Below are 26,398 nucleotides of genomic sequence, written 5' to 3'. Positions count from 1 at the left end.
GCCATGGAAAACCTCGACGTCCTCGTCCTGCGGCAACTGCGCGACTGGCGGCAGGCGGGCCAGCACGCGCTGCTCGCGACCGTTGTCCGCACGTGGGGATCGTCGCCGCGCCCGGTCGGCTCGATCATGGCGCTGGCCGAGGATGGCTCCGTGGTGGGCTCGGTGTCCGGCGGCTGCATCGAGGACGACCTCGTGTTCCGGTACAGCCAGGCCTATGCCGGCAAGGGCGACGCGCGCACCTTCCCGTCCGGCCCGCCCGCGTTCGTCAAGTACGGCATCACCGCCGACGAGGCGCACCGCTTCGGCCTGCCCTGCGGCGGCACGCTGGAACTGCTGCTGGAGCACGACCCCGATCCCGCGCAGCTGGACGCCCTCGTGCAGCGCCTGGAAGCCGGCCAGCTGGTGCGCCGCAGCGTCCGGCTCGCCGACGGCGTGGCCACGCTCGAGACGGCCGACACGCCCAGCGAGCTCACGGTCGACGGCGAAGAGATGGCCAACACCTTCGGCCCCGAGTACCGCATGCTGCTGATCGGTGCCGGGCAGCTGACCGAGTACCTCGCGACGATGGCGCTGTTCAGCGGCTTCGCGGTGACCGTGTGCGATCCGCGCGAGGAATACCGCGGCGCGTTCGACGTGCCCGGCGCGAAGCTCGTCACGGACATGCCCGACGACGTCGTGCAGGCGTTCCGGCCGGATCGCCGCAGCTGCGTGGTCGCGCTGACGCACGATCCCAAGCTCGACGACCTCGCGCTGCTGGAAGCGCTGGAGACGGACGCGTTCTACGTCGGCGCGATCGGCAGCCGCCGCAACAACGAAGCCCGGCGGCAGCGCATGGTCGAGCACTTCGGGCAAACCGACGAGTCGCTCGCCCGCCTGCGCGGACCCATCGGCATCTACATCGGCAGCAAGACGCCGCCGGAGATCGCCGTGAGCGTCATGGCCGAGATCCTGGCCGTGAAGAACGGCGCGCCGCTGCCGCGCGACCTGGACGTTGCCGAGGCCAAGAACCGTGCCGCCGTCGTGCCGAACGATCCCGGCGCCGAGGTGTGTGCGGTACCGCGCGTCGCCGACTGAGGGTCAACCCGGATACGGCCCCGTCGGCCGGGAGCTAACTTGCAGGCCTCACCGCACCAAGGAGATTCCATGCGCTACCTCCTGCTCGCCCTGGGCCTGGCCTTTGCCGGCACCGCCTGGGCGCACAACTGCCCCAACGAGATGAAGGCGATCGACGCCAAGCTCGCCACCAAGCCGCAGCTGTCGAAAGCGGACGCGGACAAGGTCGCGAAGCTGCGTGCCGACGGCGAAGCCGCGCACAAGGCCGGCAAGCACGACGACTCGATGAAGGCGCTGGGCGAAGCCAAGAAGCTGCTCGGCATCTGAGCGCCCCCGTGCGCCAAGGAAAAAGGCGCCCCGCGGGGCGCCTTTTCCATGCCGTGGCAGGACTCACATCTTGCGGTAGGCGTCGACCAGCTGCTGGCCCTCGGGGCCGGCCTTGTCCAGCCATTCCTTGAGCAGCGTGTCGCCGATCTTCTTCATGTCGGCCTTCAGCGCGGGGGGCGGCGGCAGGATCTGCATGCCGTTGGCCTTCAGCTTCTCCAGCGTCTCGCCGTTGGCCTTGCGGCTGGTCGCCCAGCCGCGCTTCTCGGCTTCGGCGCCGGCCTTCATCAGCGCGTCCTGCGTCGGCTTGTCCAGCGCGTTGAATGCCGCCTTGTTGACGATCACGATGTTCTTGGGCAGCCAGGCCTGCGTGTCGTACCAGTACTTCACGTGCTCATAGAGCTTGGAGTCCCAGCCGGTCGAGCCGCTGGTCATCATGCTTTCCGCCACGCCGGTGGCGAAGGCCTGGCTCAACTCGGCGGCCTGCACGGTCACGGGCTGGGCGCCCACGAGTTCGGCGATGCGCGACGTGGCCGGGTTGTAGGCGCGCCACTTCATGCCCTTGAGGTCGGCGGCCGAGTTGAGTGGCTTCTTGGAGTAGATGCCCTGCGGCGGCCACGCCACCGCATACAGCACCAGCATGCCCTGGTCGCCGAGCTTCTTCTCGAACATCGGGCGCTGCGCCTTCCAGAGCTTCTCGGCCGCTTCGTAGCTGTCGGCGAGGAAGGGCAGGGCGTCGGCGCCGAAGATCGGCCACTCGTTGGCGAAGTTGGAGACCAGGATCTCGCCGACCTGCGCTTGCCCGCCCTGCACGGCCCGCTTGATCTCTGGCGCCTTGAACAAAGACGCGCCGGCATGCACGGTGATCTTGAGCTTGCCGTTGGTGGCCTTGTCCACGTCCTTGGCGAACTGTTCGAGGTTCTCGGTGTGGAAGTTGCTGGCCGGGTAGGCGGCCGGCAGGTCCCACTTGGTCTGGGCGGCGGCGTGCGCGGTGAAGGCGAGCACCGCGGCGCCGAGGGCGTACTTGAAGTTCATGGTCGCTCCGGGAAAGGCGAAAAGGGGCCGGGGCAGGATACGAGCAAATCCCGCGCCAGCCGATGCGGTGTTACCCCAAGCGGGCGCGCTACATCTTCGACGGCAGCCAGGTGGCGATGCCGGGGAACCACCAGAGCAGCAGCACCATCAGGCACATGAGGAAGAAGAACGGCATCGTCACCTTCGCGATCCAGGTGATCTGCCGGCCGGTCATGCCTTGCAGCACGAACAGGTTGAAGCCCACCGGCGGCGTGATCTGCGCCATCTCGACGACGATGACGATGAAGATGCCGAACCACAGGAGGTCGACGCCGGCCGCCTGCACCGTCGGCAGGATGACGCCCATGGTGAGCACCACCATCGAGATGCCGTCCAGGAAGCAGCCGAGGATGATGTAGAAGACCGACAGCGCGACGATCAGCATGAAGGGCGTGAGCCCCAGCGAGCCGACCCATTCGGCCAGGTGCCGCGGCAGGCCGATGTAGCCCATGGCCAGCGTGAGGAACGCGGCGCCCGCGAGGATCAGCGCGATCATGCAATAGAGGCGCGTGGCGCCGAGCAGCGACTCCCTGAACGTCGCCCACGACAACGAGCGCTGCGCGGCCGACAGGATCAGCGAACCGACCACGCCGACGGCGGCCGCCTCCGTCGCCGTCGCCACGCCGGTGTAGATGGAGCCCAGGACCGCGCCGATCAGCAGCACCACGGGGATCAGGTGCCGGGATTCGTGCAGCTTCTCCATGAAGGACGTCGGCGCATCGGGCGGTGGCACGCGATCGCGATTCATCGCCGACCAGACGGCGAGGTAGCCGGAGAACAGGCCGGCCAGCAGGATGCCTGGCAGGATGCCGGCGACGAACAGGCGCGCGATGGAGACGTCGGCCGACACGCCGTACACGATCATGATGATCGACGGCGGGATCAGCAGGCCCAGCGTGCCGGCGCCCGCGAGCGAGCCGATGGTGATGTCGTCCGGATAGCCGCGCCGCCCGAGTTCGGGCAGCGTCATCTTGCCGATGGTCGCGCACGTCGCGGCCGACGAGCCCGACACGGCCGCGAAGATGGTGCAGCCGATGACGTTGGTGTGCAGCAGGCGGCCCGGCAGGCGGCTCACCCACGGCGCGAGCCCGCGGAACATGCTTTCGCTCAGCTTGGTGCGGAACAGGATCTCGCCCATCCAGATGAACAGCGGCAGCGCGGTGAGCGTCCAGCTGGAGGCGGAGCCCCACACCGTGACGGCCATCGCGTCGCCGGCCGGGCGCGAGGAGAACAGCTGCATGCCGACCCAGGCGACGCCCGACAGCGTGAGGCCGATCCAGACGCCGCTGCCCAGGAACGCGAACAGGGTGACGATCAGCAGCGTGGTGACGAGGACGTCATTCATTGTGCAGGGCCTCCGAGCTCTCGACGGTCGCGCGGCGCCCGCGCAGTTCGAGCACCCATTCGTCGATGAAGGCGACCAGCAGCACCAGCGTGCCCACCGCCATCGTGAGCTGCGGGATCCACAGCGGCGTCGCGTCGTTGCCGGTGGAGATGTCGTTGATGGACCAGGACACCCACGCCAGCCGCACCGAGTAGAACGTGAACAGGGCGGCCAGTGCGACCGCGGCGCTCAGGGCCCACATCTCCAGCCCGTGGCGCGCACGGCCCGTGAGGCGGCCGAGGATCAACGTGACGCGGATGTGCTCGTTGCGCTTGAGCGTGTGGGCCAGCGCGAGGAAGCCCGAGGCGGCCATCGCATAGCCGGCGTAGGCATCGGTGCCCGGCACGTGGAAATTCAACTGCCGGCTGACGATGGCCAGCAGCACCATGGCCAGCACGCCCACCATCGACAGCGCGGCCAGCCAGGCCGCGCCGTCATAGAGCAGATCCAGGAATCGTCGCATCGGGTCCCATCCTCGTTCCGCATCGTCGTGCGGCCGAGCCATTCTCGCTCAGGCATGCGGCGCCCCGCGGCGGCCGTGCACGCGCCGCCAACGAAAAAGCCGGGCGCAGGGCCCGGCTTCGGTGATGCGGGTGCGGCCACAGCCGCCACGATCACTTCTTGGCGCTGGCAGCAGCCTTCTTGGCGTCCGCCTTGGCTTCCTTGGCGTCGGCCTTCGCTTCGGCCTTGGCCTCCTTGGCGTCGGCCTTGGCTTCCTTCTTCTCCGCCTTGGCCTCGGCCTTGGCTTCCTTGGCGTCCTTCTTCGCTTCGGCCTTCTTGTCGTCGGCCTTGGCCATCGACTTGTCGTCCTTCTTCGTGGTGGTCGCCTTGTCGTCCTTCTTGGCCGTGGCAGCGGGCTTGTACGCGGCGCCGCCGACGGTCAGGCCGGCTTCGGAGAGGTTCTCGGCGCGCTTCTCGCCCACGCCCTTGACGCGAGTGATGAAGTCGTCCCAGCTCTTGAAGTCACCCTTCTTGCGCTCCGTGATGATGAGCTTGCTGGTGCCCGGGCCGATGCCCTTGACGCTGTCGAGCTGGGCTTCGGTGGCCTTGTTGACGTCGACGGCCGCCATGGCGAGCGCCGTGTACAGCATGGCCAGCAGCACGAGGATCTTCTTGAACATGAGCGTTCTCCTGATGGGAGTGGTACGGACCTGTTCAACGGCCTCGCACGCCGGCGGTTGACCGAGGTGATGCCGGGTCAACCCTGGCCGCCGAGCCACTCCATGTACTGGCGCACGCCGGTTTGCACATCCGCAAAGGCGTGGTTGCAACCCGCGCGGCGCAACGCCCCGAGGTCGGCCTGCGTGTGGCACTGGTACTTGCCGCGCAGCGCATCCGGGAAGGGGATGTACTCGATGAGTCCGGCGTTCGCGGCCGATTGCGCGGTGTGCTGCTTGCCCGTGAGGGCCGAGACGACCGCGGTGGCGACATCATTGAAGGGTTGCGCCCGGCCGCTTCCGAGGTTGAACAGGCCCTGCTTGTCCGCGTGGTCGAAGAACCAGAGGTTGACCGCCACCACGTCGTCGACGAACACGAAGTCGCGCTCCTGCTGGCCGGGGCCGTAGCCGCCGTACTCGCCGAAGAGCTTGACCTTGCCCTGGTCGCGGAACTGGTGGAACTGGTGGAAGGCGACGCTGGCCATGCGGCCCTTGTGCTGCTCGCGCGGACCGTAGACGTTGAAGTAGCGGAACCCCACCACCTGGTGCTGCGCGCGTGCGAAGTCGGTGCCGATCTCGCGCCGCAGGCGCTGGTCGAACAGCAGCTTGGACCAGCCGTAGACGTTGAGCGGGCGCTCGAACTCGGGCGACTCGGTGAACTGCGCCGAGCCGCCGTAGGTCGCCGCGGACGATGCATAGAGCAGGCGCGAGCCGCGCTCCTGGCAGGCGCGGAACAGGCCGCAGGACAACGTGTAGTTGTTGTCCATCATGTACTTGCCGTCGCTCTCCATCGTGTCGCTGCACGCGCCTTCGTGGAACACGGCTTCGACCGGGCCGAAGTAACCCTCGGCGAACGCGTCGTAGAAAAGGTCGGCGTCGACGTAGTCCGCGATGCGCAGGTCGGCGAGGTTGCGGAACTTGTCGCCCTGCGTCAGGTCGTCCACCGCGATGATGTCGTCGATGCCGCGGGCGTTCAGGCCTTTGACGATGTTCGATCCGATGAAGCCCGCTGCTCCCGTGACGACGACTCTCATGCAAACAACTCCTGGTACGTGACGGTGGCGGTGCCGAACTTGCCCACCACGATGCCGCCGGCGCGGTTGGCGATGGGCACCGCTTCGCGCAGCGGCAGACCGGCCGCCGCCATGGCTGCCAGCGTGGCGATGACGGTGTCGCCGGCGCCGGTGACATCGAACACCTCGCGCGCCTGCGCCTGCACGTGCAGCTCGCCTTGGGCGTCGAACAGCGTCATGCCTTCCTCGCTGCGCGTGAGCAGCAGCGCCTGCAGCCCGAGCTGCTCGCGCAGGCCGTGCGCGCGCCGGCGAAGGTCGTCCTCGCTGGACCAGCGGCCCAGCACGTCCTGCAATTCGGCGCGATTGGGCGTGATGACGCTGGCGCCGCGGTAGCGGGTGTAGTCCGACCCCTTCGGGTCGACCAGCACCACCTTGCCCTGCGCGCGCGCTGCTTCGATCATGGCGGGGATGTGCGCGAGGCCGCCCTTGCCGTAGTCGGAGAACAGCACGGCCTGGTGCGCCGGCATGAGCTGCCCGAATGCCTCGGTCTGCATCGCCAGCACCTCGTGGTCGGGCTCGTTCTCGAAATCCATGCGCAGCAGCTGCTGCTGGCGGCCGATGACGCGCAGCTTGACCGTGGTCTTCAGGCCGGGGTCGCGCTTCAGGTGCGTCGCGATGCCGGTGTCCTTGAGGAGGCGCTCCAGGCGCTGGCCGGGTTCGTCGTCGCCGACGACGCCGAGGAACGAGGCCTTGGCGCCGAGCGAGCTCACGTTGTAGGCCACGTTGGCCGCGGCCCCGATGCGCTCTTCCTCGCGGCTGACCTTCACGACCGGCACCGGCGCTTCGGGCGAGATGCGCTCGACGGCGCCGTGCCAGTAGCGGTCGAGCATCGCGTCGCCGACGACGAGCACGTTCGCCTGCCCGAGCTGCTGGGGAGTAGGTTGCATCAGAGTTCTTCCACGTGCCGCGGGGGATAACTGTCCCACGCCTGGCAGCCGGGGCATTGCCAGAAGTGTTGCTTGGCCTCGAAGCCGCAGGCCGCGCAGCGGTAGCGCAGCAGCGGCCGCGACGCGTGCTCCAGCGCGCGCTGCACCTTCGGGTGGTGCTGCTCGTGCTCGAGCCGTTCACCGGCCAGCCACTTCGTCGCGGCGACGAGGGATGGCTCGCGGTCGAGGTGGCGCGCGTACCAGTCGCGTGCCTCGCCCTCGGGCTGCAGCGAGACGATGGCTTCCAGCACGTCGAGCGAGGCGAGCTGGTCATAGCTCGCTTGCAGCAGGGCGAGCGCCTCGGCTTCGCGCCCCGCCGCGCGGCCGTCCTGGGCCAGCGCACGCGCGAGCAGGGGCACGGACGACGGCGACTGCTTCGCCAAGGCCATCAGGGTGTCGAACGACCGCTGCGGGTCGGCAGGCCGCTGCAGCGCGGCCAGTTCGAGGACCGGACGCGCGGACGACGGCGCGAGCGCCTTGGCTTCGCGCAGCAGGCGCTCGGCCTGCTCGCCCGTGGCCTGCGCCGCCAGTTCGCAGAGGTAGTGCGCACGGCGGCCGCTGAAATCCCCTTGCCCCGTGGCTTCGAGGCGCGCCGCGACTTCCGCAGCCTGCGCGAAATCGCGCGAGCGTTCGTAAATGGCCAGCAGCGCCAGGTTGGCCTGGCCTTCGAAGGCGCTGCCTTCGAGCTTGCGCAGCGCTTCCTCCGCGCGATCGAGCAGGCCGGCCTTCAGGAAGTCGAGTGCGAGGGCGTGCTGAGCGCGGTGGCGTTCGGCGCGCGAGAGGTCGCCGCGCGAGAGCAGGTGCTCGTGCACGCGCACGGCACGCTCGTACTCGCCGCGGCGGCGGAACAGGTTGCCCAGCGCGAAATGCAACTCCGACGTGTCGGGGTCGCTGCGCACCGCCTCGATGAAGGCGTCGATGGCCTGGTCCTGCTGCTCGTTGAGCAGGAAGTTCAGGCCGCGGAAGTATGCCTTGGGCGCCTGCCGGTTCTCGATGCGCAGCTGCCGCAGGTCCAGCCGCGAGGCCACCCAGCCGAGCACGAAGGCGATCGGCAGGCCCCACAGCAGCCAGCTCAGGTCAAAGTCCATGCGTCTCCAGCGAGCTCGGCGCGTGCGTCATCGGCGCGTCGCGTCGCGCCTCGCGGCGGTTGCGCCACCAGCGCGGCACCATGCCCAGCGCGCCGACCACCAGGCCGGCCGCGAAGGTGGCGAGCACCACCAGCACCATCGGGCCCGTCCAGGACGTGCCGAAGAAGAAGTGCACCGTCGCCGCCTGCTGGTTGTTCAGCGCGAAGGCGAAGAGGGTAAAAAAAATGGCTGCCTTGAGCAGCCACATGAGGTATTTCATCGCGCTCTCCGGTCCGGCGCAATTCTACGGTTGGGCAGGCCTCAGCGGCCTTGCTCCAGTTCCTTGGTGCGGGCGTCGACCGCCTCGCGCAGCGCCTTGCCCGGCTTGAAGTGGGGCACGCGCTTTTCCGGGATCTGCACCGATTCGCCCGAGCGGGGATTGCGTCCCAGCCGCGGCGGGCGCCGGTTGATCGAGAAGCTGCCGAAGCCGCGGATCTCGATGCGGTGGCCGCGCACCAGGGCATCGCCCATCGCGTCGAGGATCGCCTTGACGGCGTACTCGGCATCGCGGTGGGTGAGCTGGCTGAAGCGGGCCGCCAGTTCTTCGACGAGGTCGGAACGGGTCATGAAGGGGAAGTACGTGCCTGATCGATCGATCTGTTCAGTTGGGGACAGAGCACGCGGCGGGTCTTCGCCCGCCGGCGTGGCCTGTCCCGCAAGGCACTTACTTCTCCAGCTTCGCCTTCAGCAGCGCGCCCAGGTTGGTCGTGCCCGCGGTTTCGCGGGTGGACTGCTGGGACAGGTTGGCCATCGCACCCTGCTCGTCGGCCATGTCCTTGGCCTTGACGGACAGCTGGATGTTGCGGGTCTTGCGATCCACGTTGACGACCACGGCGCTGACTTCGTCGCCTTCCTTGAGCACGTTGCGCGCGTCTTCGACGCGGTCACGGCTGATCTCGGAGGCACGCAGGTAGCCCATGATGTCCTGGCCCAGGTCGATCTCGGCGCCCTTGGCGTCGACGGTCTTGACCGTGCCCGACACGATGGAGCCCTTGTCGTTCACCGACACGAAGGTCGTGAACGGGTCCTGGTCCAGCTGCTTGACGCCCAGGCTGATGCGCTCGCGGTCGACGTCGACGGCCAGCACGATCGCCTCGACTTCCTGGCCCTTCTTGAAGTTGCGCACGGCGGCTTCGCCGGTCTCGTTCCAGGACAGGTCGGACAGGTGCACCAGGCCGTCGATGCCGGCAGCCAGGCCGACGAAGATGCCGAAGTCGGTGATCGACTTGATCGGGCCCTTGACGCGGTCGCCGCGCTTGGTGTTCTGCGCGAATTCCTGCCACGGGTTGGCCTTGCACTGCTTCATGCCCAGCGAGATGCGGCGCTTGTCTTCGTCGATCTCGAGGACCATGACTTCGACTTCGTCGCCCAGGGACACGACCTTGGACGGGGCCACGTTCTTGTTGGTCCAGTCCATCTCGGAGACGTGCACCAGGCCTTCGATGCCCGGCTCGAGCTCGACGAACGCGCCGTAGTCGGCGATGTTCGTGACCTTGCCGAACATGCGCGTGCCCTGCGGGTAGCGGCGCGAGACGCCCATCCAGGGGTCGTCGCCCATCTGCTTGAGGCCCAGCGAGACGCGGTTCTTCTCGGTGTCGAACTTGAGGATCTTGGCCGTGATTTCCTGGCCGGCCTGCACCACCTCGGACGGGTGGCGCACGCGGCGCCAGGCCATGTCGGTGATGTGCAGCAGGCCGTCGATGCCGCCGAGGTCGACGAACGCGCCGTACTCGGTGATGTTCTTGACGACGCCGCGGACGATGGAGCCTTCCTTCAGGGTCTCCATCAGCTTGGCGCGCTCTTCGCCCATCGACGCTTCGACGACGGCGCGGCGCGACAGCACGACGTTGTTGCGCTTGCGATCCAGCTTGATGACCTTGAACTCGAGGGTCTTGCCCTCGTAGGGGGTCAGGTCCTTGATCGGGCGGGTGTCGATCAGCGAGCCGGGCAGGAAGGCGCGGATGCCGTTCACGAGCACCGTGAGGCCGCCCTTGACCTTGCCGGTCGTGGTACCGGTCACGAATTCGCCGGACTCGAGGGCCTTTTCCAGGGCCATCCACGAGGCCAGGCGCTTGGCCTTGTCGCGCGACAGGATGGTGTCGCCGTAGCCGTTCTCGATGGCGTCGATGGCCACCGACACGAAGTCACCGACCTGGACTTCGGTTTCGCCCTTGTCGTTCTTGAACTCGTCGACCGGCACGTACGCCTCGGACTTGAGGCCGGCGTTCACGACGACGAAGTTGTGCTCGATGCGGACCACCTCGGCGGTGATCACCTCGCCCTGGCGCATCTCGGCGCGTTGGAGCGATTCCTCGAACAGGGCGGCAAAAGATTCAGACATTCAGGTTCCTTGCAAGTCGCCAGGTTTCCACCGGCACCATTGCCGATGTTTCTAGGACTGGGACTGCGGGTGCGGCATGCGCCGCGGTTGGTTTCGGATCCGCACCGCCAGTGCGCTGTCGCGCGGAGGGGGCGTTGCGGGCCTGTGAGCCAGGGGCTCCTACTGCTTCACGGCCGCCGCGAACGGCTGCCGCTCGTCCCACCATGCGAGCACCTGGGCGACCGATTGCTCGATCGTTTGGTCCGAGTTGTCCAGCAGGAGGGCGTCCTGCGCCGGCTTCAGGGGAGCCACGGCGCGCTGCGTATCGCGTGCGTCGCGGGCCTCGAGGTCGGCGCGAAGGGTGTCGATTGTAACGGAAACACCCTTTGAAATCAATTGCTTATGCCGCCTCTCGGCCCGCCTGGCGGCGCTGGCCGTGAGGAACACCTTGAGCGGGGCGTCGCGGAAGATCACGGTCCCCATGTCGCGGCCGTCGGCCACCAGGCCGGGGAGGGTGCGGAAGCCCTGCTGCAGGGCGACCAGCGCCGAGCGGACGGCGGGCAGGGCCGAGACTTTCGACGCGTTCATGCCGGCATCCTCGGAGCGGATTGCCTCGCCGATGTCCTCGCCGGCCAGCAGGACGGTGCCGTCGACGAAGCGGATCGGCAGGTCCCGGGCGAGGCGGGCGATGCGCTGCTCGTGCTCGGGTTCCAGCGCCAGTCCGGCGCGCAGGGCGGCCAGTGCCGTGATGCGGTACAGGGCGCCAGAGTCGAGGTAGTGGTAGCCCAGCCGCCGCGCGGTTTCGGAGGCCAGCGTGCCCTTGCCGGACGCCGTCGGGCCGTCGATGCAGATGACGGGCACGTGGGGGGCGGGCACTTGCAGCACGGAAAACAGCGTCTCGAAGTAATCGGGGAAGGTCTTGCCCACGCACTGCGGGTCGAGGATGCGCACGGGCACGCCTTGGGCATTGCGCGCGGCCAGCGAGAAGCACATGGCCACGCGGTGGTCGTCGTAGGTCTGGATGCTCGCGGCGCGCCAGTCGGCGGGCGGCGTGACGCGCAGGAAGTCGGCGCCTTCCTCGACGCGCGCGCCCAGCTTGCGCAGCTCGGTGGCCATGGCCGCGATGCGGTCGGTTTCCTTCACGCGCCAGCTGGCGATGTTGCGCAGCGTGCTCGGGCCGTCCGCGAACAGCGCCAGCACGGCCAGCGTCATCGCGGCGTCGGGGATGTGGTTGCAATCGAGGTCGATCGCGCGCAGCGGCCACGTGCCTCGAGACACGTCGACGTGGTTGGGGCCGGCGGCGACGTGGCCGCCCATGGCACGCAGCGCGTCGAGGAAGCGGATGTCGCCCTGCATCGAAGCCTCGCCCACGCCCAGCAGGCGCAAGGGACGGGCTGGATCGGCAGCGATGGCGCCGAGCGCAGCGAAGTAGCTGGCCGAGGAAGCGTCGGCCTCGACATGCAGCATGCCCGGTGAGACGTAGCGGCTGCCGGCGGGAATGGTGAACCGTTGCCAGCCCTCGCGCCGGACCAGCACGCCGAAGCGCGCCAGCAGGTTCAGCGTGATCTCGACGTACGGCTTGGAGATCAGCTCCCCGTCGACGTCGACGACGACATCGGTGCGTGCCACCAGCGGGAGGGCGAGGAGGAGGGCGGTGAGGAACTGGCTGGACACGTCGCCGCGCACGCGGATCGGTGCGTCCAGGCGCAACGTGGGACAGCCGATGCGCAGCGGCGGATAGCCGGGCTGGCCCAGGTCCTCGATCGTGCAGCCCAGGGCGCGCAACGCGTCGACCAGGTCGCCGATCGGGCGCTCGTGCATGCGAGGGACGCCGCGCAAGGTGTAGTCGCCACCGAGCACGGCGAGCACCGCCGCCAGCGGCCGCATCGCGGTGCCCGCGTTGCCGAGGAACAGGTCGGCCTTGGGGCCGGGGCCGCGCGAGCCGAAACCGTCGATGGTGGCGGTCGTGCCTTCCACGTGCACGCCGCAGCCGAGCGCGCGCAGCGCATCGAGCATCACGCGCGTGTCGTCCGAGTCCAGCAGGTCGTGCAGCACCGTGCGGCCGTCGCACAGCGCGGCCAGCAGCAGCACGCGGTTGGAGATGCTCTTGGATCCGGGCAGCCGGACCTCGCCCGCCGCCGCCTCGAACGCGGGCAGGTCGAGGAAGGCGGTGGTGTACATCGGCCCTCAGCCCTTCTTCGGTCCCATCCGCCAGTTCGCGCGCAGCTGGCTGGCCTGGGTGATGAAGCCTTCGAGCGCGTCGGCGTTGCCGGCCTCGATCATCGCTTCCATCGCCTTCAGGGTGCGCTGGAAGACCTGCGATTGCTCGAGCAGTTCCTGCCGGTTGGCCAGCAGGATGTCGCGCCACATCTTGGGCTCGCTGGCCGCGATGCGCGTGAAGTCGCGGAAGCCCGGCCCGGCGAGGGTCAGGAAGTCCTCGGCGCGCGTCTGCGATGCGATGCCATTGACGAGCGCGAACGCGATCAGGTGCGGCAGGTGGCTGACGGCGGCGAACGCGGCGTCGTGCGCCTCGGGCGCCATCTGCACCACGTTGCACTGCAGCTTCTGCCAGACGTCGACGGCGCGCTGCAGCTGCTCGGGCTGCGTGCGGTCGATCGGCGTGACGATCACCTGCTTGCCGACGTAGAGGTCGACGTCGGCGTTTTCGACGCCCGAGACTTCCTTGCCGGCGATCGGATGGCAGGGCACGAAGGACCCGACGTGGTCGCGCAGCACGCGGCGGCCGGCGTCGATGACGTCGCGCTTGGTCGAGCCCACGTCCATGATCAGCATGTCCTTGCTGACCAGGTGGCGGATGGCTTTCAGCGTGGCTTCGGTGGCGGCGACCGGCACGGCGAGCAGCACGATGTCGGCGCCCGACACGGCCAGCAGGGCCGACGGCGCCTCGACGTCGATGACGCCCATCTGGCGTGCGCGCTCGGTGGTGGACGGCGACTTGCTGTAGCCCACGACCCGTTTCACCAGGCCCGCCCGCTTGAGGGCGAGCGCGAACGACCCGCCCATGAGGCCGCAGCCGATCAGACCCAACTGCTCGAACATCACCTGGTCTCCGTTGTCGTCGTTGTCGTTCAGTCGCCTGCAGGGTACGTGCCCAGCAGCTTGTAGAAAGCGGCGAGGCGCTGCAGGTCCGCCAGCGCGGCGGCGACGTGGGGCTGCGAGGGGTGGCCCTGCACGTCGATGAAGAAGAAGTATTCCCACTGTCCGGACTTCGCCGGGCGGGATTCGAAGCGGGTCATGGAGACGCCGTGCTGCTTCAGCGGCACCAGCAGGTCGTGCACGGCGCCGGGGCGGTTCGGCACCGACACGACGAGGCTGACGCAATCGCGCCCCGAAGCCTGCGGCGCGGCGAGCACCTGCGGCAGGCACAGCACGGCGAAGCGCGTGCGGTTGAACGCGTCGTCCTGGATGGCGTGGGCGGCGATGTGGAGGCCGAACTCGCTGCCGGCGCGTTCGCCGGCGATGGCGGCCCACTCGGGATGCTGCGCGGCCAGGCGCGCGCCTTCGGCGTTGCTGGCGACGGCGCGCCGCTCCACCTCGGGCAGGTGCTTGGACAGCCAGCCCTGGCACTGCGCCAGCGCCTGCGGATGCGCGAGCACCGCTTGGATGCCTTCCAGCGACCGGTCCTTGCGCAGCAGGTGGTGGCGCACCAGCAGGCTGATCTCGCCCACGATGTGCAGCGGCGAGGTGAGCAGCAGGTCCAGCGAGCGCGTGACCACGCCCTCGGTGCTGTTCTCCACCGGCACGACGCCGAAGTCGGCGGTGCCGGCGCTGGCGGCCTGGAACACCTCGTCGAAGCTCACGCAGGGCACGTGCTCGATGCTGGAGCCGAAGAACTGCACGGCCGCCTGCTCGCTGAACGTGCCCGCGGGGCCGAGGTAGGCGACACGCTGCGGCGCCTCGAGCGCCCGGCACGCCGACATGATCTCGCGCCAGATCGTCGCGACGTTGTCCGCCTTCAGCGGGCCGGCGTTGGCGGCCTGCAGGCCGTTGATGACCTGCGCCTCGCGCTCGGGCCGGAACACGGGCGAGCCCTCGGCCCGCTTGATCTCGCCGACCTCGTTGGCGAAGGTGGCACGCTTGTTCAGCAGCGCCAGCAGCTCGCGGTCGACGGCGTCGATGTCCGCGCGCAGCTGGGCCAGGGTGCGGGCCATGGCCTCAGGCTTCGCCGTTGCCGGGAGCGGTCGCGTCGGGGTCGCCCTCGGCGGCTTGCGCGTCGTTCTCGACGATGCGCTGCAGGCCGCTGAGCTTGGACCCTTCGTCCAGGCCGATCAGGGTGACGCCCTGCGTCGCGCGGCCGAGTTCGCGGATCTCCGCGACACGGGTGCGCACGAGGACGCCCTTGTCGGTGATCAGCATGATCTCGTCGTCCGCATGCACCAGCGTGGCGGCGACGACCTTGCCGTTGCGCTCGCTCTGCTGGATGGCGATCATCCCCTTGGTGCCGCGGCCATGGCGCGTGTACTCGCCGATCGGCGTGCGCTTGCCGTAGCCGTTCTCGGTGGCGGTCAGCACGCTCTGGGTCTCGTCCTCCGCCACCAGCATCGCGATCACGCTCTGCCCCGCGTCCAGCGCCATGCCGCGCACGCCGCGCGCCGCGCGGCCCAGCGGCCGGACGTCTTCCTCGTGGAAGCGCACGGCCTTGCCACCGTCGGAGAACAGCATCACGTCGTGCTTGCCGTCGGTGAGCGCCGCGCCGATCAGGAAGTCGCCATCGTCGAGGTTCACGGCGATGATGCCGCCCCGGCGCGGGTTGCTGAACTCGTCGAGCGTTGTCTTCTTCACCGTGCCCATGGACGTCGCCATGAACACGTAGTGGTCGGCCGGGAAGCTGCGGAACTCGCCCGTCAGCGGCAGCACCACGTTGATCTTCTCGCCCTCGGCCAGCGGGAACATGTTGACGATCGGCCGGCCGCGCGAGCCGCGCGAGCCCGACGGCACTTCCCACACCTTGAGCCAGTACAGGCGGCCCCGGTTGGAGAAGCACAGCATCCAGTCGTGCGTGTTCGCGATGAACAGCTGGTCGACCCAATCGTCTTCCTTGGTCGCGGTCGCCTGCTTGCCGCGGCCGCCGCGCTTCTGCGCGCGGTATTCCGACAGCGGCTGGCTCTTGACGTAGCCCAGGTGCGAAAGCGTCACGACCATGTCGGTGGGCGTGATCAGGTCCTCGGTCGCGAGGTCCTGCGCGTTGTGCTCGACGACGCTGCGGCGGGCGCCGACCTTGGTCTGGCCGAACTCGTGCTTCAGCGCGCCGAGTTCGTCGCCGATGATGGTGGACACGCGCTCGGGCTTGGCCAGGATGTCCAGCAGGTCGTCGATCTCCGCCATCACTTCCTTGTACTCGGCGACGATCTTGTCCTGCTCCAGGCCGGTCAGTCGCTGCAGGCGCATCTGCAGGATTTCCTGGGCCTGCGTGTCCGAGAGGTGGTACAGGCCGTCCCGGCCCATCCCGTACTCGCGATCGAGCCCTTCGGGCCGGTAGTCGTCGGCATTGATGACGCCCCCGTCGGCCTTGGCGCGGGTGAGCATCTCGCGCACCAGGGCGCTGTCCCAGCTGCGCGTCATCAGCTCGGCCTTCGCCACTGGCGGCGTCGCCGATTCGCGGATGATGCGGATGAACTCGTCGATGTTGGCCAGCGCGACGGCCAGGCCTTCCAGCACGTGGCCGCGCTCGCGGGCCTTGCGCAGGTTGAACACGGTCCTGCGCGTGACCACTTCGCGGCGGTGCTGCAGGAAGACCTCGACCAGGTCCTTCAGGTTGCACAGGCGGGGCTGGCCGTCGATCAGCGCCACCATGTTGATGCCGAAGGTGTCCTGCAGCTGCGTCTGCTTGTAGAGGTTGTTCAGGACGACCTCGGGCACCTCGCCGCGCTTGAGCTCGATGACCAGCCGCATGCCGGACTTGTCGCTCTCGTCCTGGATGTGGCTGATGCCCTCGATCTTCTTCTCGTTGACCAGCTCGGCCATCCGCTCCTGCAGCGTCTTCTTGTTGACCTGGTAGGGGAGCTCGTCGACGATGATCGCCTGGCGCTGGCCGCGGTCGATGTCCTCGAAGTGGCACTTGGCGCGCATCACGACGCGGCCACGGCCGGTGCGGTAGCCCTCCTTGACGCCGTTGATGCCGTAGATGATCCCCGCCGTCGGGAAGTCCGGCGCCGGGATGATCTCCATCAGTTCGTCGATCGACGCCTCGGGGTTCTTCAGCAGGTGCAGGCAGGCGTCGACGACCTCGTTGAGGTTGTGCGGGGGGATGTTGGTGGCCATGCCCACCGCGATGCCGCCCGACCCGTTGACCAGCAGGTTGGGCAGCTTGCTCGGGAGGACCAGCGGTTCCTTCTCGCTGCCGTCGTAGTTGGGACCGAAATCGACTGTCTCCTTGTCGATGTCGGCGAGCATCTCGTGCGCGATCTTGGCCAGGCGGATTTCCGTGTACCGCATGGCCGCCGCGTTGTCGCCGTCGACGGAGCCGAAGTTGCCCTGGCCGTCCACCAGCATGTGGCGCATCGAGAAGTCCTGCGCCAGGCGCACGATCGTGTCGTACACCGACTGGTCGCCGTGCGGGTGGTACTTGCCGATCACGTCGCCGACGATGCGCGCCGACTTCTTGTACGGGCGGTTCCAGTCGTTGTTCAGCTCGTGCATCGCGTACAGCACGCGGCGATGCACCGGCTTGAGGCCGTCGCGCGCGTCCGGCAGCGCACGCCCCACGATCACGCTCATGGCGTAATCGAGGTAGCTCCGCCGCATCTCCTCCTCGAGGCTGACGGGCAATGTTTCTTTCGCGAATTGGGTCATGCGGGAGGAGCTGGCGGCGGGACGTAAACGGGTGATTTTACCGTTCGCACAACGCTGTCGCGGGCGTGCAACAGAAGGCCGGGATTGAGGTTGCGTCCTACGGACCCGTCGGGGGGCCTACGTTGATTGTGTAAGGACGTGTGGCACAATCGACCGGACGGTTTTGGTGAATGGTCACCCGAAACGTAGCTATCTCGCAGCGCGGCTGCGGCTTTTTCCCCTCAAGAGGAGAACCATGAAGAAACTGAACGACGTGGCGTTGCTGTTCGCCGCTGCCGCGATGTCGACCGCCACTGGCACCGCGTTCGCGATGCAGCATGGCGGAATGCCGGCCAAGCCGACCGCTGCCAATGGCGGCAACCAGATCGACAACTGGCAAAACGGCACGGGCGAGTACGTCTGGAAGAACGGCACCAACGAACTGTGCTGGCGCGACGCCAACTGGACCCCCGCCACCGCTGCCCTCGGTTGCGACGGGGCCCTGCAGCCCACCGCTGCCCCGACGGCTGCCCCGACCGCCGCGCCGGTCGCTCCCACCGCCGCCCCGACGCCGCGCCCGACGCAGCCGCCGCCGGCCGCCACCAAGGTGACCTACGCCGCCGACGCCTTCTTCGACTTCGACAAGGCCGTGCTGAAGCCGGACGGCAAGGCGAAGCTGGACGACCTGGTCGGCAAGGTCAAGGACATCAACCTGGAAGTCATCATCGCCGTCGGCCACACCGACTCCGTGGGCGGTGACTCGTACAACCAGAAGCTGTCGGTGCGTCGCGCCGAAGCCGTGAAGGCCTACCTGGTCTCCAAGGGCATCGAGAAGAACCGCGTGTACACCGAAGGCAAGGGCGAGAAGCAGCCCGTCGCCGACAACAAGACCGCCGAAGGCCGCGCGAAGAACCGCCGCGTGGAAATCGAAGTGGTCGGCACCCGCGCCAACCGCTGATCGCTCCCGCGATCACGACCAAGGCCCCGCGACGCGGGGCCTTTTTCATTGCCCGGACGCCCTTGCGACGGCGCGTCGCGGGCGACAATCCGCGTCCATGACACACAGCAGCGTCAACGCCGACCCGGCCGAGCTGGCCAAGTTCTCCGAACTCGCCCACCGCTGGTGGGACACCGCCAGCGAATTCCGGCCGCTGCACGAGATCAACCCGTTGCGGCTGGGCTGGATCGAATCGATGGCGCCGCTGGCCGGCAAGCAGGTGCTGGACGTCGGTTGCGGCGGCGGCATCCTGGCCGACTCGATGGCGCGCCGCGGCGCCCAGGTGCTGGGGATCGACCTCGCGAAGAAGGCGCTGCGCGTCGCGCAATTGCATGCGCTGGAGGCCGGCACGCCCAACGTGCAGTACCGCGAGGTCGCGGTCGAAGCGCTGGCGGCGGAACAGCCAGGCGCCTACGACGTGGTCACGTGCATGGAGATGCTCGAGCACGTGCCGGACCCGTCGTCGGTCGTGCGCGCGTGCGCGACGCTGGTGAAGCCCGGGGGCTGGGTGTTCTTCTCCACCATCCACCGCAATCCCAAGTCGTTCCTGCAGGCGATCGTCGGCGCGGAGTACGTGCTGGGCCTGCTGCCGCGCGGCACGCACGAGTACATGAAGTTCATCCGCCCCGCCGAACTGGCCTCCGCCTGCCGCGCAGCGACCCTGGATTGGCAGGCGACGCGCGGCCTCAAGTACAACCCCTTCAGCGGCCGGTACTGGCTCAGCGACGACACGTCGGTGAACTACCTCGTCGCGACCCGGAAACCCTGACGTGTTCAACGACGTGCGTGCGGTGCTGTTCGACCTCGACGGCACCTTGATCGACAGTGCGCCGGACCTCGGCGCGGCCGCGGACCAGATGCGGGTGGCGCGCGGCCTGCCGTCGCTGCCGCTGGATGCCTATCGGCCGATGTGCGGCGCCGGTGCGCGCGGCATGCTCGGCGTCGCGTTCGGCATCACGCCCGACGCGCCCGGGTTCCAGGACCTGCGCGAGGAATTCTTCCGCAACTACGAGCAGCGCATGACGCGCACCACGCAGGCCTTTCCCGGCATCGCGAAGCTGGTGGAAGCATTGCGGGAGCGCGGCCTGGGATGGGGCGTCGTGACGAACAAGTCGATGCGATTCACCGGTCCGCTGACGGCCGCCATGCCGCTGTTCGCGACCGCGGGGGCCGTGGTGGGCGGGGACAGCACGCCGCATCCCAAGCCGCATCCCGCGCCGTTGCTCGAAGCCGCGCGGCTGCTCGGCCTGCAGCCGCGCCATTGCGTGTACGTGGGCGATGACGAACGGGACATCGTGGCCGGCAAGGCGGCGGGCATGCCCACTGTCGCCGCGACCTACGGCTACCTCGGCAGCACCCATGACGTGCGCGAGTGGAAGGCCGATGCCCACATCGCCGACCCGCTTGAATTGCTCGCGCTCTTGAATCGGGCCGATGCAGCCTAAAATACGTGCTCCTGGGGCTGCACTGGTTTCGACGTGGGTTCGGACACGCAGCAGGGCATGCCGAGGTTCAGTCACCTCGTTAATCCGCTGAAACAAACTAACTGCAAACGACGAACGTTTCGCACTCGCCGCTTAAACACCGGTGAGCCTCACAACAGTCGGCCTATGGGCTGGGCAAGGGGCGCAAGCTCCCGGCTGTGAGGGAATTTTCATAGGCTGGTCGCAGTCCGGGTGCCTTGGACCGCGACGAGACAATAGGGCACTGGCGGCTGGTGTAGCGTGCGTCTGCGCGATACCGGCGGCGAGATCCAAACCAGAGCGCTAAGCATGTAGATCTATGCGGAGAAGGCTTGCGGACGCGGGTTCAATTCCCGCCAGCTCCACCACTTTCCCTCGAAGGCCGCCGACAAGGCGGCCTTTCTTTTGGCCCGCGCTGCGTCCTACATGCAAGCGGCCACGTCCTACACGCAACCGCGGGGGCCGTTCCTAGATTGGCTTCGCGGCGACCCAGTGCCGCGACAAGCGAGACTGCAAGGACGAGTCATGCACCAATCCCCGCAGAAGCAGATCGGCACCCGCCGCGACCGCAACACGGTCTACGCGGCGTTCGACCTGGCGGACGACGACGACCGCCGCGTGCACCGCGTGCCGGTCCTGAAAACGCGCAAGTCACAGTGGCAGGACGATGCACCGCGCGGACAGCGCGGGCCTCGCCAGCACCCACGCGGCTGACCGGGCCGCCTGGCCGCGACAATGCGGCCATGCAATTGCAGCAACTGCTGTTCAGCCAGGGCTTCGGCACCCGGCGGGTGTGTGCCGGCCTGGTGGAGCAGGGCCTGGTCAGCGTCGAGGGCCGCGCCTGCGACGATCCTTTCGAGGACGTCGAGGCCGTCGACGGCCTGCGCTTTCGCGTGCAGGGCCAGGACTGGACCTTCCACGAGAAGGCGTACGTGCTGCTGCACAAGCCGGCCGGCTACGAGTGCTCGACGCGCCCGTCCGCGTGGCCGTCGATCATGACCTTGCTGCCCGCGCCGCTGCGCCAGCGGCCCGCCGGCGGCAGCCGCCCGGGCGTGCAGCCGATCGGCCGCCTGGACCAGGACACCACCGGTTTGCTGCTGCTCAGCGACGACGGCGCGTTCATCCATCGCGTGAGCTCGCCGAAGCACCACGTGCCCAAGGTCTATGAGGTCACGTTGCGCCATCCCCTCGAGCCGCGCGCGATCCAGCGGCTGCTGGACGGCGTCGTGCTCGATGACGATCCGAAACCGGTGCGTGCCGCCGCGTGCGAGAGCGACGCGCCGACGCACCTGCGGCTGACGCTCACCGAAGGCAAGTACCACCAGGTCAAGCGCATGGTGGCGGCCGTGGGCAACCGCGTCGAGGCGCTGCACCGGTCTCGCATCGGCGGGCTGGCGTTGTCGCCGGAACTGCCGTCCGGCCAGTGGCGCTGGCTGACCGGCGAGGAACGCGCCGCGCTGGGTCAGTCGACCGTGGCCAGGAACGCCTGAAGGAGCGCGAGCACCCGCTCGGGCTGGTCCTTGTGCGGCGAGTGGCCGCAGGCCTCGAGGACGTCCAGTTCGAACCGCCCCGCGGTCGGCGCGATCTCCTCGACCTGGCGCAGCGTGCCGTACGGATCGTCGACGCCCTGGATCGCGAGCACCGGGGCCGTGATGCGGCGGCAGTCGGGCCGGATGTCGAAGGCGCGGAACGCCTCGCCCAGCCAGACGTCGTTCCACTGCCAGAAGGCGTTGTCCACGTCCTGGTGGTAGCGCGCGAGCCGTTCGCGCAGGCCCTGCGCATAGGCATCGCGCGCCTGCTCGATCGAGCGCACCGAGACATCCTCCACGATGACGTGGGGCGCCATCACCACGCAGGCCGCGACGGGATGCCGGCTCGCATGGAGCAGCGCGATCGTGCCGCCGTCCGAGTGGCCGACCAGCACGGGCGCCTGCAGTCCCAGTTGCGACAGCAGTGCGGGAAGCGTCTCGAACGCCTCCTTGTGCATGTAGTCGGGCCCGTGCCGGCCCGCGCCGCGCACGTCGGGGATCGGGTCGGACGCGCCGTAGCCGCGCCGCGAGTAGACGATGCCCGGCCGGCCTGTGGCGGCGCAGGCACGCGCAGGCCAATCTCTCCACATCGCGACCGACCCGAGGCCTTCGTGCAGGAACACCAGCGGCGCCTTCGCCGCACCCCCTGGCAAGAGGCGTTCCACCTCGAGCCGGATCCCATTGACTTCGATCAACGCCATCGAACGATGTTACGAGAGGCGAGGGGACCGGGCACTACACTTGCGGGTTGCCCCGGAAGCCTTTCGTGATCGTTTCGTCCTTGCGTTCCTGCGCCGTCGCCGTGGCCGCCTGGCTGCTCGCCGCGGCGGGTGCCGCAGCCCAGCCCGCCCCCATCTTCGTGCTCAATTCGCTCGACGCGAGCGTGAGCATCATCGACCCGCTGTCCTGGAAGGAAGTGCGCCGCCTGCCCACCGGCAAGGAGCCGCACCACCTGTACCTGACCCCCGACGAGAAGTCGCTGATCGTCGCCAATTCGCTGAGCGACTCGCTGACGTTCATCGACCCGAGGACGGCGGAGATCCAGCGCGTCGTGCGCGGCACGCTCGACCCGTACCAGCTGCGGTTCTCGCCCGACATGAAGTGGTTCGTGACGGCCGCCAACCGGCTGAACCATGTCGACGTGTACCGCTGGGACGGCGCGAACCTGCAACTGGCCGCGCGCGTGCCCACCGGCAAGACGCCCAGCCACATCTGGATCGACACCCGCAGCACCACCGCCTACGTGAGCATGCAGGACAGCGACGAGCTCGTCGCCATCGACCTGGCGACCCAGGCGCTGAAGTGGCGGGTGAAGACCGGCCCCATGCCGGCGGACGTCTACGGCACCGCGGACGACCGCACGCTGCTGGTCGGCCTCACGGGAGGCGACGGCGTGGAGGTGTTCGACGTCTCCGGGTCGCTGCCGCGGCCGCTGCGCCGCATCAAGACCGGCGACGGCGCCCATGCGTTCCGCGCCGCCGGCGACAAGCGCCACGTGTTCGTCAGCAACCGCGTCGCCAACACCATCAGCAAGATCGACCTGCACTCGCTGCAGGTCGTCGAGAGCTACCCCGCGCCGGGTGGCCCGGACTGCATCGACGTGTTCGCCGGCGGCAAGATGCTGATGGTCACGTCGCGCTGGGCGCGCAAGCTCACCGTGATCGACACCGACGCCCGCAAGGTGGTCCGGCAGGTGGCGGTCGGCAAGTCCCCCCATGGCGTCTGGACCCTCGACCACGCGCCGCGTTGACCGGCGCCGGTTCGCCGCCGCAGTCGCCTGCGCCGCCCTCGCACCGGCCTGGTCGAAGGCGCAGGACCGCTCGCAGCCGCTCTACCTGACCTTCGACACCGGCCACATGGGCGTGGCCGGCCTCGTCGCCGACGTGCTGGCGCGCCACCAGGTGCCGGTCACGTTCTTCGGCGCGCACGAGCGCACGAAGGAGGGCGACGGCAGCCTGGGCGACCACTGGGCACCATGGTGGAAGGCGCGCGCGGCGGAGGGCCACGAGTTCGCGTCGCACACCTACGACCACGCGTACTGGCGTGCCGACCTGCCGGATGGACGCTTTCGCATCCGGCCGTCCGCGGGACCGCGGGAAGGGCAGGACCTCACCTTGGACGCTGCGCAGTACTGCGCCGAGATCGAGCGAGGCGCGCGGCGGCTGGACGTGGTCACCGGCAAGCCTTCGCTCCCCCTGTTCCGCGCTCCCGGCGGCAAGACCTCGCCGCGGCTCCTCGCCGCCGCGCGCGGGTGCGGCTGGGAACACGTCGGCTGGTCGCCTGCGGGCTTCCTCGGTGATGAACTTCCCAGCGAATCGGTGTCCAATGACCAGTTGCTGGCGCGCGCCCTGCGCAACGTGCGGGCCGGCGATATCCTGCTGGCCCACCTGGGCATCTGGTCGCGCAAGGATCCGTGGGCGCCGGCGGTGCTGGAGCCCCTGGTCACCGGCCTGAAGCAGCGAGGGTTCGCCTTCCGCACGTTGCGCGATCATCCGCGTTACGCCGGCTGGATCGCCCGCCACGCAAGGACCCGATGAACTGGATCGACACCGCCTTCGGCGCCGCGCAGCAATGGCTGTTCGAGGCGGCCGTGCAGCCGTCGATGTTCGCGCTCGGACTGGGCAACCTGCTGGAGGACGGCTACGCGGCCACCGGCTGGCTGCTCGTCGGCCTGCTGCAGATCGCCGCCATGCTGCTGGTCATCGCGCCGCTGCAGCGCTGGCGGCCCGCGCAGCCGATCACCGACCGCGGCGCGGTGCGCACCGACGTGCTCTACACGCTGGTCCACCGCCTGGGCCTGTTCCGCGTCGCGCTGTTCTTCACGCTGCAGCCCGTGTTCGACGGGGCCGTCGGCACGCTGCACGTCTGGGGCATCGGCGGATGGCACCTGGACAACGTGTGGCCGGGCGTCACGGACAACGCGCTGGTGGCGTTCGCGCTGTACCTGGTGGTGTTCGACTTCGCCGACTACTGGATCCACCGTGGCCAGCACGCGTTCCGCTGGTGGTGGAGCCTCCATGCGCTGCACCACTCGCAGCAGCAGATGACGATGTGGAGCGACAACCGCAACCACCTGCTCGACGACGTGCTGCGCGACACGCTGCTGGTCATCCTCGCGCAGGTGGTCGGCGTGCCGCCCGGCCAGTTCGTCGCGATCGTCGCCTTCACCCAGCTGAGCGAAAGCCTGCAGCACGCCAACCTGCGCTTGTCCTTCGGCCGCCTCGGCGAGCGGCTGTGGATCAGCCCGCGCTACCACCGCGTGCACCACAGCATCGGCATCGGCCATGAGCGGCGCGGCCGCGGCACCCTCGGTGGCCACAACTTCGGCGTGCTGCTGCCCTGGTGGGACATGCTGTTCGGCACCGCCGACTTCGACCACCAGCCGACGTCGACCGGCATCCGCGACCAGGTGGAACAGGGCCGCGACTACGGCCGCGGCTTCTGGTCGCAGCAGTGGCTGGGGCTCAAGCGCCTCGCCGGGCGCGGCTGAGATCCGATGCGCCTGTTCGCCGATTCGTTCTGGCGCGCCATTGCCTACTGCCTGCATCCGCGCGTCATCGGGCTGTCCTTCCTGCCCCTCGCCGTGGTCGTCGCGATGGCGCTGGTGCTCGGCTACTTCTTCTGGGCGCCGGCGGTCGACGGCGTGTTCCGCTGGATCGAGACGTCCTCGATGCTGTCTGCCATCGGCGAATGGCTGGGCACCATGGGAATGGGCGGCTTGCGCACCGTCATCGCGCCCCTGGTCGTCATCGCGCTGGCGACTCCGGCGATCGTGGTCGTCTCGCTGTTCGTGGTCGCGGTGTTCATGACGCCCGCGGTCGTGAGCCTCGTCGCGGACCGCCGCTTCCCGCACCTGGAGAAGCGGCGCGGCGCGTCGCTGGCGACCAGCGTCCTGTGGTCGCTCGGTTCGACGCTCCTGGCGCTGGTCGCGCTGATCGTCACCATGCCGCTCTGGCTGGTCCCGCCCCTGATCCTGCTGCTGCCGCCGCTGATCTGGGGCTGGCTGACCTACCGCGTGATGGCGTTCGATGCCATGGCCGAACACGCCAGCCGGGAAGAGCGCCGCACCGTCTTCCGCCGCCACCGGCTGCCCTTGCTGGCCATCGGCGTCGTGACGGGGCTGCTCGGTGCGGCGCCCAGCGTGGTGTGGGTCTCGGGCGTGCTGTTCGCCGCCGCGTTCGTGATCCTGGTGCCGGTCGCCATCTGGATCTACACGCTCGTGTTCGCCTTCTCGTCGCTCTGGTTCGGCCACTACTGCCTGGCCGCGCTCGAGCAGTTGCGGGCCGAATCGGCGCCGCCCGGGCCGGTAGCATTGCCGGATGCCCCAAGGTCCTGACTTCGGCCTCGTCATCGTCGGCGACGAGATCCTCTCCGGAAAGCGCGCCGACAAGCACCTCCCGAAGGTCATCGAGCTGCTCTCCGCGCGCGGCCTGCAGTTGTCCTGGGCCGAGTACGTCGGCGACGACCCGGACCGGATCACGGCGACCCTGAAGCGGGCGTTCGCCGGCGGCGGCGTGACGTTCTCCTGTGGCGGCATCGGCGCCACGCCCGACGACCACACGCGGCAGTGCGCGGCCCGCGCGCTGGATGTCCCGCTGCAGCTGCATCCCGAGGCCGAGGCCCTGATCCGGGAGCGCATGCAGGACGTCGCGCGAGAACAGGGCACGCCCTATGAACCCGATCGCGCCGACAACGTGCACCGCCTGAACATGGGCGTGTTCCCTCGGGGCGCGCTGATCATCCCGAACCCGTACAACAAGATTCCCGGCTTCAGCGTCGGCGACGTGCACTTCGTGCCCGGGTTCCCGGTCATGGCCTGGCCGATGATCGAGTGGGTGCTCGACGGCCAGTACTCGCACCTGTTCCGGCGCGGCGCCTATGTCGAACGGTCGGTCATCGTCTTCGGCGCCATGGAAGCCGCGCTCACGCCGCTGATGGAGGAGATCGAGCGCGCGCACCCGCAGGTGAAGGTGTTCAGCCTGCCCAGCGTGGACCATCCCCAGTACGGGCGTCACATCGACCTGGGCGTCAAGGGCGCCCCGGGGCCCGTCGCCCCAGCCTACGCCGACCTCGTCGCGGGCCTGAAGGGCCTGGGTGCCAAGCTGGGCCCCGAGCTGGTGCGTGGCGACAGCGCACAATGATGGTGCGAAGCTGAAAGGGCACCAAAGCGGTGCTTCCG

At 68.8% G+C, this 26,398-nt stretch carries 27 protein-coding genes and 1 other RNA gene; 13 read left to right on the top strand and 15 right to left on the bottom strand.

What is annotated here, in order from left to right; all coding sequences use genetic code 11:
- The first annotated feature begins 3 nt into the window (after positions 1-3).
- Both I8E28_RS16375 and I8E28_RS16370 read left to right on the top strand, forming a co-directional pair.
- The gene (locus I8E28_RS16375) at positions 4-1,074 is read left to right on the top strand and encodes an XdhC family protein (RefSeq protein ID WP_200789181.1); all 1,071 of its coding nucleotides are present in this window, start codon (positions 4-6) and stop codon (positions 1,072-1,074) included.
- Positions 1,075-1,143: 69 nt separating this feature from the next.
- A complete protein-coding gene (locus tag I8E28_RS16370) occupies positions 1,144-1,380 on the top strand; it encodes a hypothetical protein (RefSeq protein ID WP_200789180.1) in 237 nt (78 codons plus the stop codon).
- 63 nt (positions 1,381-1,443) lie between these two features.
- Here the strand turns inward: I8E28_RS16370 and I8E28_RS16365 are convergent, their stop codons facing one another.
- The 14 genes from I8E28_RS16365 to gyrA form a co-directional block, all read right to left on the bottom strand.
- A complete protein-coding gene (locus I8E28_RS16365; RefSeq protein ID WP_200789179.1) occupies positions 1,444-2,412 on the bottom strand; it encodes a TRAP transporter substrate-binding protein in 969 nt (322 codons plus the stop codon).
- A gap of 88 nt (positions 2,413-2,500) precedes the next feature.
- Entirely contained in the window at positions 2,501-3,796 is a 1,296-nt protein-coding gene (locus tag I8E28_RS16360) for a TRAP transporter large permease (protein WP_200789178.1), read from the bottom strand.
- A complete protein-coding gene (locus I8E28_RS16355) occupies positions 3,789-4,298 on the bottom strand; it encodes a TRAP transporter small permease (RefSeq protein WP_200789177.1) in 510 nt (169 codons plus the stop codon). Before I8E28_RS16355 ends, I8E28_RS16360 begins: the two co-directional genes overlap by 8 nt.
- A gap of 151 nt (positions 4,299-4,449) precedes the next feature.
- Positions 4,450-4,956: a ComEA family DNA-binding protein gene (locus tag I8E28_RS16350; protein ID WP_200789176.1), complete on the bottom strand. Its 507-nt coding sequence runs from the start codon at positions 4,954-4,956 to the stop codon at positions 4,450-4,452.
- Positions 4,957-5,033: 77 nt separating this feature from the next.
- Positions 5,034-6,026 (bottom strand): ADP-glyceromanno-heptose 6-epimerase, encoded by a 993-nt coding sequence (gene rfaD, locus I8E28_RS16345; RefSeq protein WP_200789175.1) that lies wholly within the window; start codon positions 6,024-6,026, stop codon positions 5,034-5,036.
- Complete coding sequence (gene rfaE1 / locus I8E28_RS16340) at positions 6,023-6,952, bottom strand: D-glycero-beta-D-manno-heptose-7-phosphate kinase (RefSeq protein ID WP_200789174.1); 930 nt, start codon at positions 6,950-6,952, stop codon at positions 6,023-6,025. Before rfaE1 ends, rfaD begins: the two co-directional genes overlap by 4 nt.
- Positions 6,952-8,079, bottom strand: a complete 1,128-nt coding sequence (gene lapB / locus I8E28_RS16335; RefSeq protein ID WP_200789173.1) for a lipopolysaccharide assembly protein LapB — start codon at positions 8,077-8,079, stop codon at positions 6,952-6,954. Before lapB ends, rfaE1 begins: the two co-directional genes overlap by 1 nt.
- Positions 8,069-8,338 (bottom strand): LapA family protein, encoded by a 270-nt coding sequence (locus tag I8E28_RS16330; RefSeq protein WP_200789172.1) that lies wholly within the window; start codon positions 8,336-8,338, stop codon positions 8,069-8,071. The genes lapB and I8E28_RS16330 overlap by 11 nt, the downstream gene beginning before the upstream one ends.
- Before the next feature lie 41 nt (positions 8,339-8,379).
- Positions 8,380-8,685, bottom strand: coding sequence for an integration host factor subunit beta (locus tag I8E28_RS16325; protein ID WP_200789171.1), 306 nt, complete (start codon positions 8,683-8,685; stop codon positions 8,380-8,382).
- Positions 8,686-8,782: 97 nt separating this feature from the next.
- Positions 8,783-10,459 carry a 30S ribosomal protein S1 gene (gene rpsA / locus I8E28_RS16320; RefSeq protein WP_200789170.1) on the bottom strand — a complete coding sequence of 559 codons (1,677 nt, stop codon included), beginning with the start codon at positions 10,457-10,459 and terminating at the stop codon, positions 8,783-8,785.
- Positions 10,460-10,618: 159 nt separating this feature from the next.
- Positions 10,619-12,619, bottom strand: coding sequence for a bifunctional 3-phosphoshikimate 1-carboxyvinyltransferase/cytidylate kinase (locus tag I8E28_RS16315; protein WP_200789169.1), 2,001 nt, complete (start codon positions 12,617-12,619; stop codon positions 10,619-10,621).
- Between the two features lie 6 nt (positions 12,620-12,625).
- On the bottom strand, positions 12,626-13,498 hold the full coding sequence (locus I8E28_RS16310; protein WP_200789168.1) for a prephenate dehydrogenase: 873 nt from the start codon (positions 13,496-13,498) through the stop codon (positions 12,626-12,628).
- 29 nt (positions 13,499-13,527) lie between these two features.
- Positions 13,528-14,610 carry a prephenate dehydratase gene (gene pheA, locus I8E28_RS16305; protein WP_200789167.1) on the bottom strand — a complete coding sequence of 361 codons (1,083 nt, stop codon included), beginning with the start codon at positions 14,608-14,610 and terminating at the stop codon, positions 13,528-13,530.
- A gap of 4 nt (positions 14,611-14,614) precedes the next feature.
- Complete coding sequence (gyrA, locus tag I8E28_RS16300) at positions 14,615-17,251, bottom strand: DNA gyrase subunit A (RefSeq protein WP_200789166.1); 2,637 nt, start codon at positions 17,249-17,251, stop codon at positions 14,615-14,617.
- Between the two features lie 235 nt (positions 17,252-17,486).
- Here gyrA and ompA point away from each other — a divergent pair, with 235 nt between their 5' ends.
- From ompA to I8E28_RS16270, 6 genes are all read left to right on the top strand, one after another.
- The gene (gene ompA, locus I8E28_RS16295; protein ID WP_200789165.1) at positions 17,487-18,188 is read left to right on the top strand and encodes an outer membrane protein OmpA; all 702 of its coding nucleotides are present in this window, start codon (positions 17,487-17,489) and stop codon (positions 18,186-18,188) included.
- Positions 18,189-18,285: 97 nt separating this feature from the next.
- Entirely contained in the window at positions 18,286-18,996 is a 711-nt protein-coding gene (ubiG, locus tag I8E28_RS16290) for a bifunctional 2-polyprenyl-6-hydroxyphenol methylase/3-demethylubiquinol 3-O-methyltransferase UbiG (protein WP_200789164.1), read from the top strand.
- Position 18,997: 1 nt separating this feature from the next.
- Positions 18,998-19,672 (top strand): phosphoglycolate phosphatase, encoded by a 675-nt coding sequence (gene gph, locus I8E28_RS16285; protein WP_200789163.1) that lies wholly within the window; start codon positions 18,998-19,000, stop codon positions 19,670-19,672.
- A gap of 13 nt (positions 19,673-19,685) precedes the next feature.
- Positions 19,686-20,058, top strand: a transfer-messenger RNA (tmRNA) gene (gene ssrA / locus I8E28_RS16280).
- 157 nt (positions 20,059-20,215) lie between these two features.
- On the top strand, positions 20,216-20,404 hold the full coding sequence (locus I8E28_RS16275) for a hypothetical protein (RefSeq protein ID WP_200789162.1): 189 nt from the start codon (positions 20,216-20,218) through the stop codon (positions 20,402-20,404).
- 29 nt (positions 20,405-20,433) lie between these two features.
- Positions 20,434-21,180: a pseudouridine synthase gene (locus tag I8E28_RS16270; RefSeq protein WP_200789161.1), complete on the top strand. Its 747-nt coding sequence runs from the start codon at positions 20,434-20,436 to the stop codon at positions 21,178-21,180.
- Here I8E28_RS16270 and I8E28_RS16265 read toward each other — a convergent pair.
- The gene (locus tag I8E28_RS16265) at positions 21,153-21,920 is read right to left on the bottom strand and encodes an alpha/beta fold hydrolase (RefSeq protein ID WP_200789160.1); all 768 of its coding nucleotides are present in this window, start codon (positions 21,918-21,920) and stop codon (positions 21,153-21,155) included. The genes I8E28_RS16270 and I8E28_RS16265 overlap by 28 nt on opposite strands.
- A gap of 101 nt (positions 21,921-22,021) precedes the next feature.
- On the opposite strand from I8E28_RS16265, the gene I8E28_RS16260 reads away from it, so the two are divergent.
- From I8E28_RS16260 to I8E28_RS16240, 5 genes are read left to right on the top strand one after another with little or no spacing between them, the layout of a single operon-like run.
- Positions 22,022-22,969 carry a YncE family protein gene (locus I8E28_RS16260; RefSeq protein WP_338050826.1) on the top strand — a complete coding sequence of 316 codons (948 nt, stop codon included), beginning with the start codon at positions 22,022-22,024 and terminating at the stop codon, positions 22,967-22,969.
- The gene (locus I8E28_RS16255; RefSeq protein ID WP_200789158.1) at positions 22,935-23,756 is read left to right on the top strand and encodes a polysaccharide deacetylase family protein; all 822 of its coding nucleotides are present in this window, start codon (positions 22,935-22,937) and stop codon (positions 23,754-23,756) included. Before I8E28_RS16260 ends, I8E28_RS16255 begins: the two co-directional genes overlap by 35 nt.
- Positions 23,753-24,709, top strand: coding sequence for a sterol desaturase family protein (locus I8E28_RS16250; RefSeq protein ID WP_200789157.1), 957 nt, complete (start codon positions 23,753-23,755; stop codon positions 24,707-24,709). Before I8E28_RS16255 ends, I8E28_RS16250 begins: the two co-directional genes overlap by 4 nt.
- Before the next feature lie 6 nt (positions 24,710-24,715).
- Entirely contained in the window at positions 24,716-25,555 is an 840-nt protein-coding gene (locus I8E28_RS16245) for an EI24 domain-containing protein (protein WP_200789156.1), read from the top strand.
- Positions 25,539-26,360 (top strand): competence/damage-inducible protein A, encoded by an 822-nt coding sequence (locus tag I8E28_RS16240; protein WP_200789155.1) that lies wholly within the window; start codon positions 25,539-25,541, stop codon positions 26,358-26,360. Before I8E28_RS16245 ends, I8E28_RS16240 begins: the two co-directional genes overlap by 17 nt.
- Positions 26,361-26,398: the final 38 nt, after the last annotated feature.

Source organism: Ramlibacter algicola (assembly GCF_016641735.1).
Taxonomy (GTDB): Bacteria; Pseudomonadota; Gammaproteobacteria; order Burkholderiales; family Burkholderiaceae_C; genus Ramlibacter; species Ramlibacter algicola.
The sequence above is the reverse complement of the archived record's forward strand: the minus strand, read 5'-3'. Positions and strand labels throughout refer to the sequence as shown.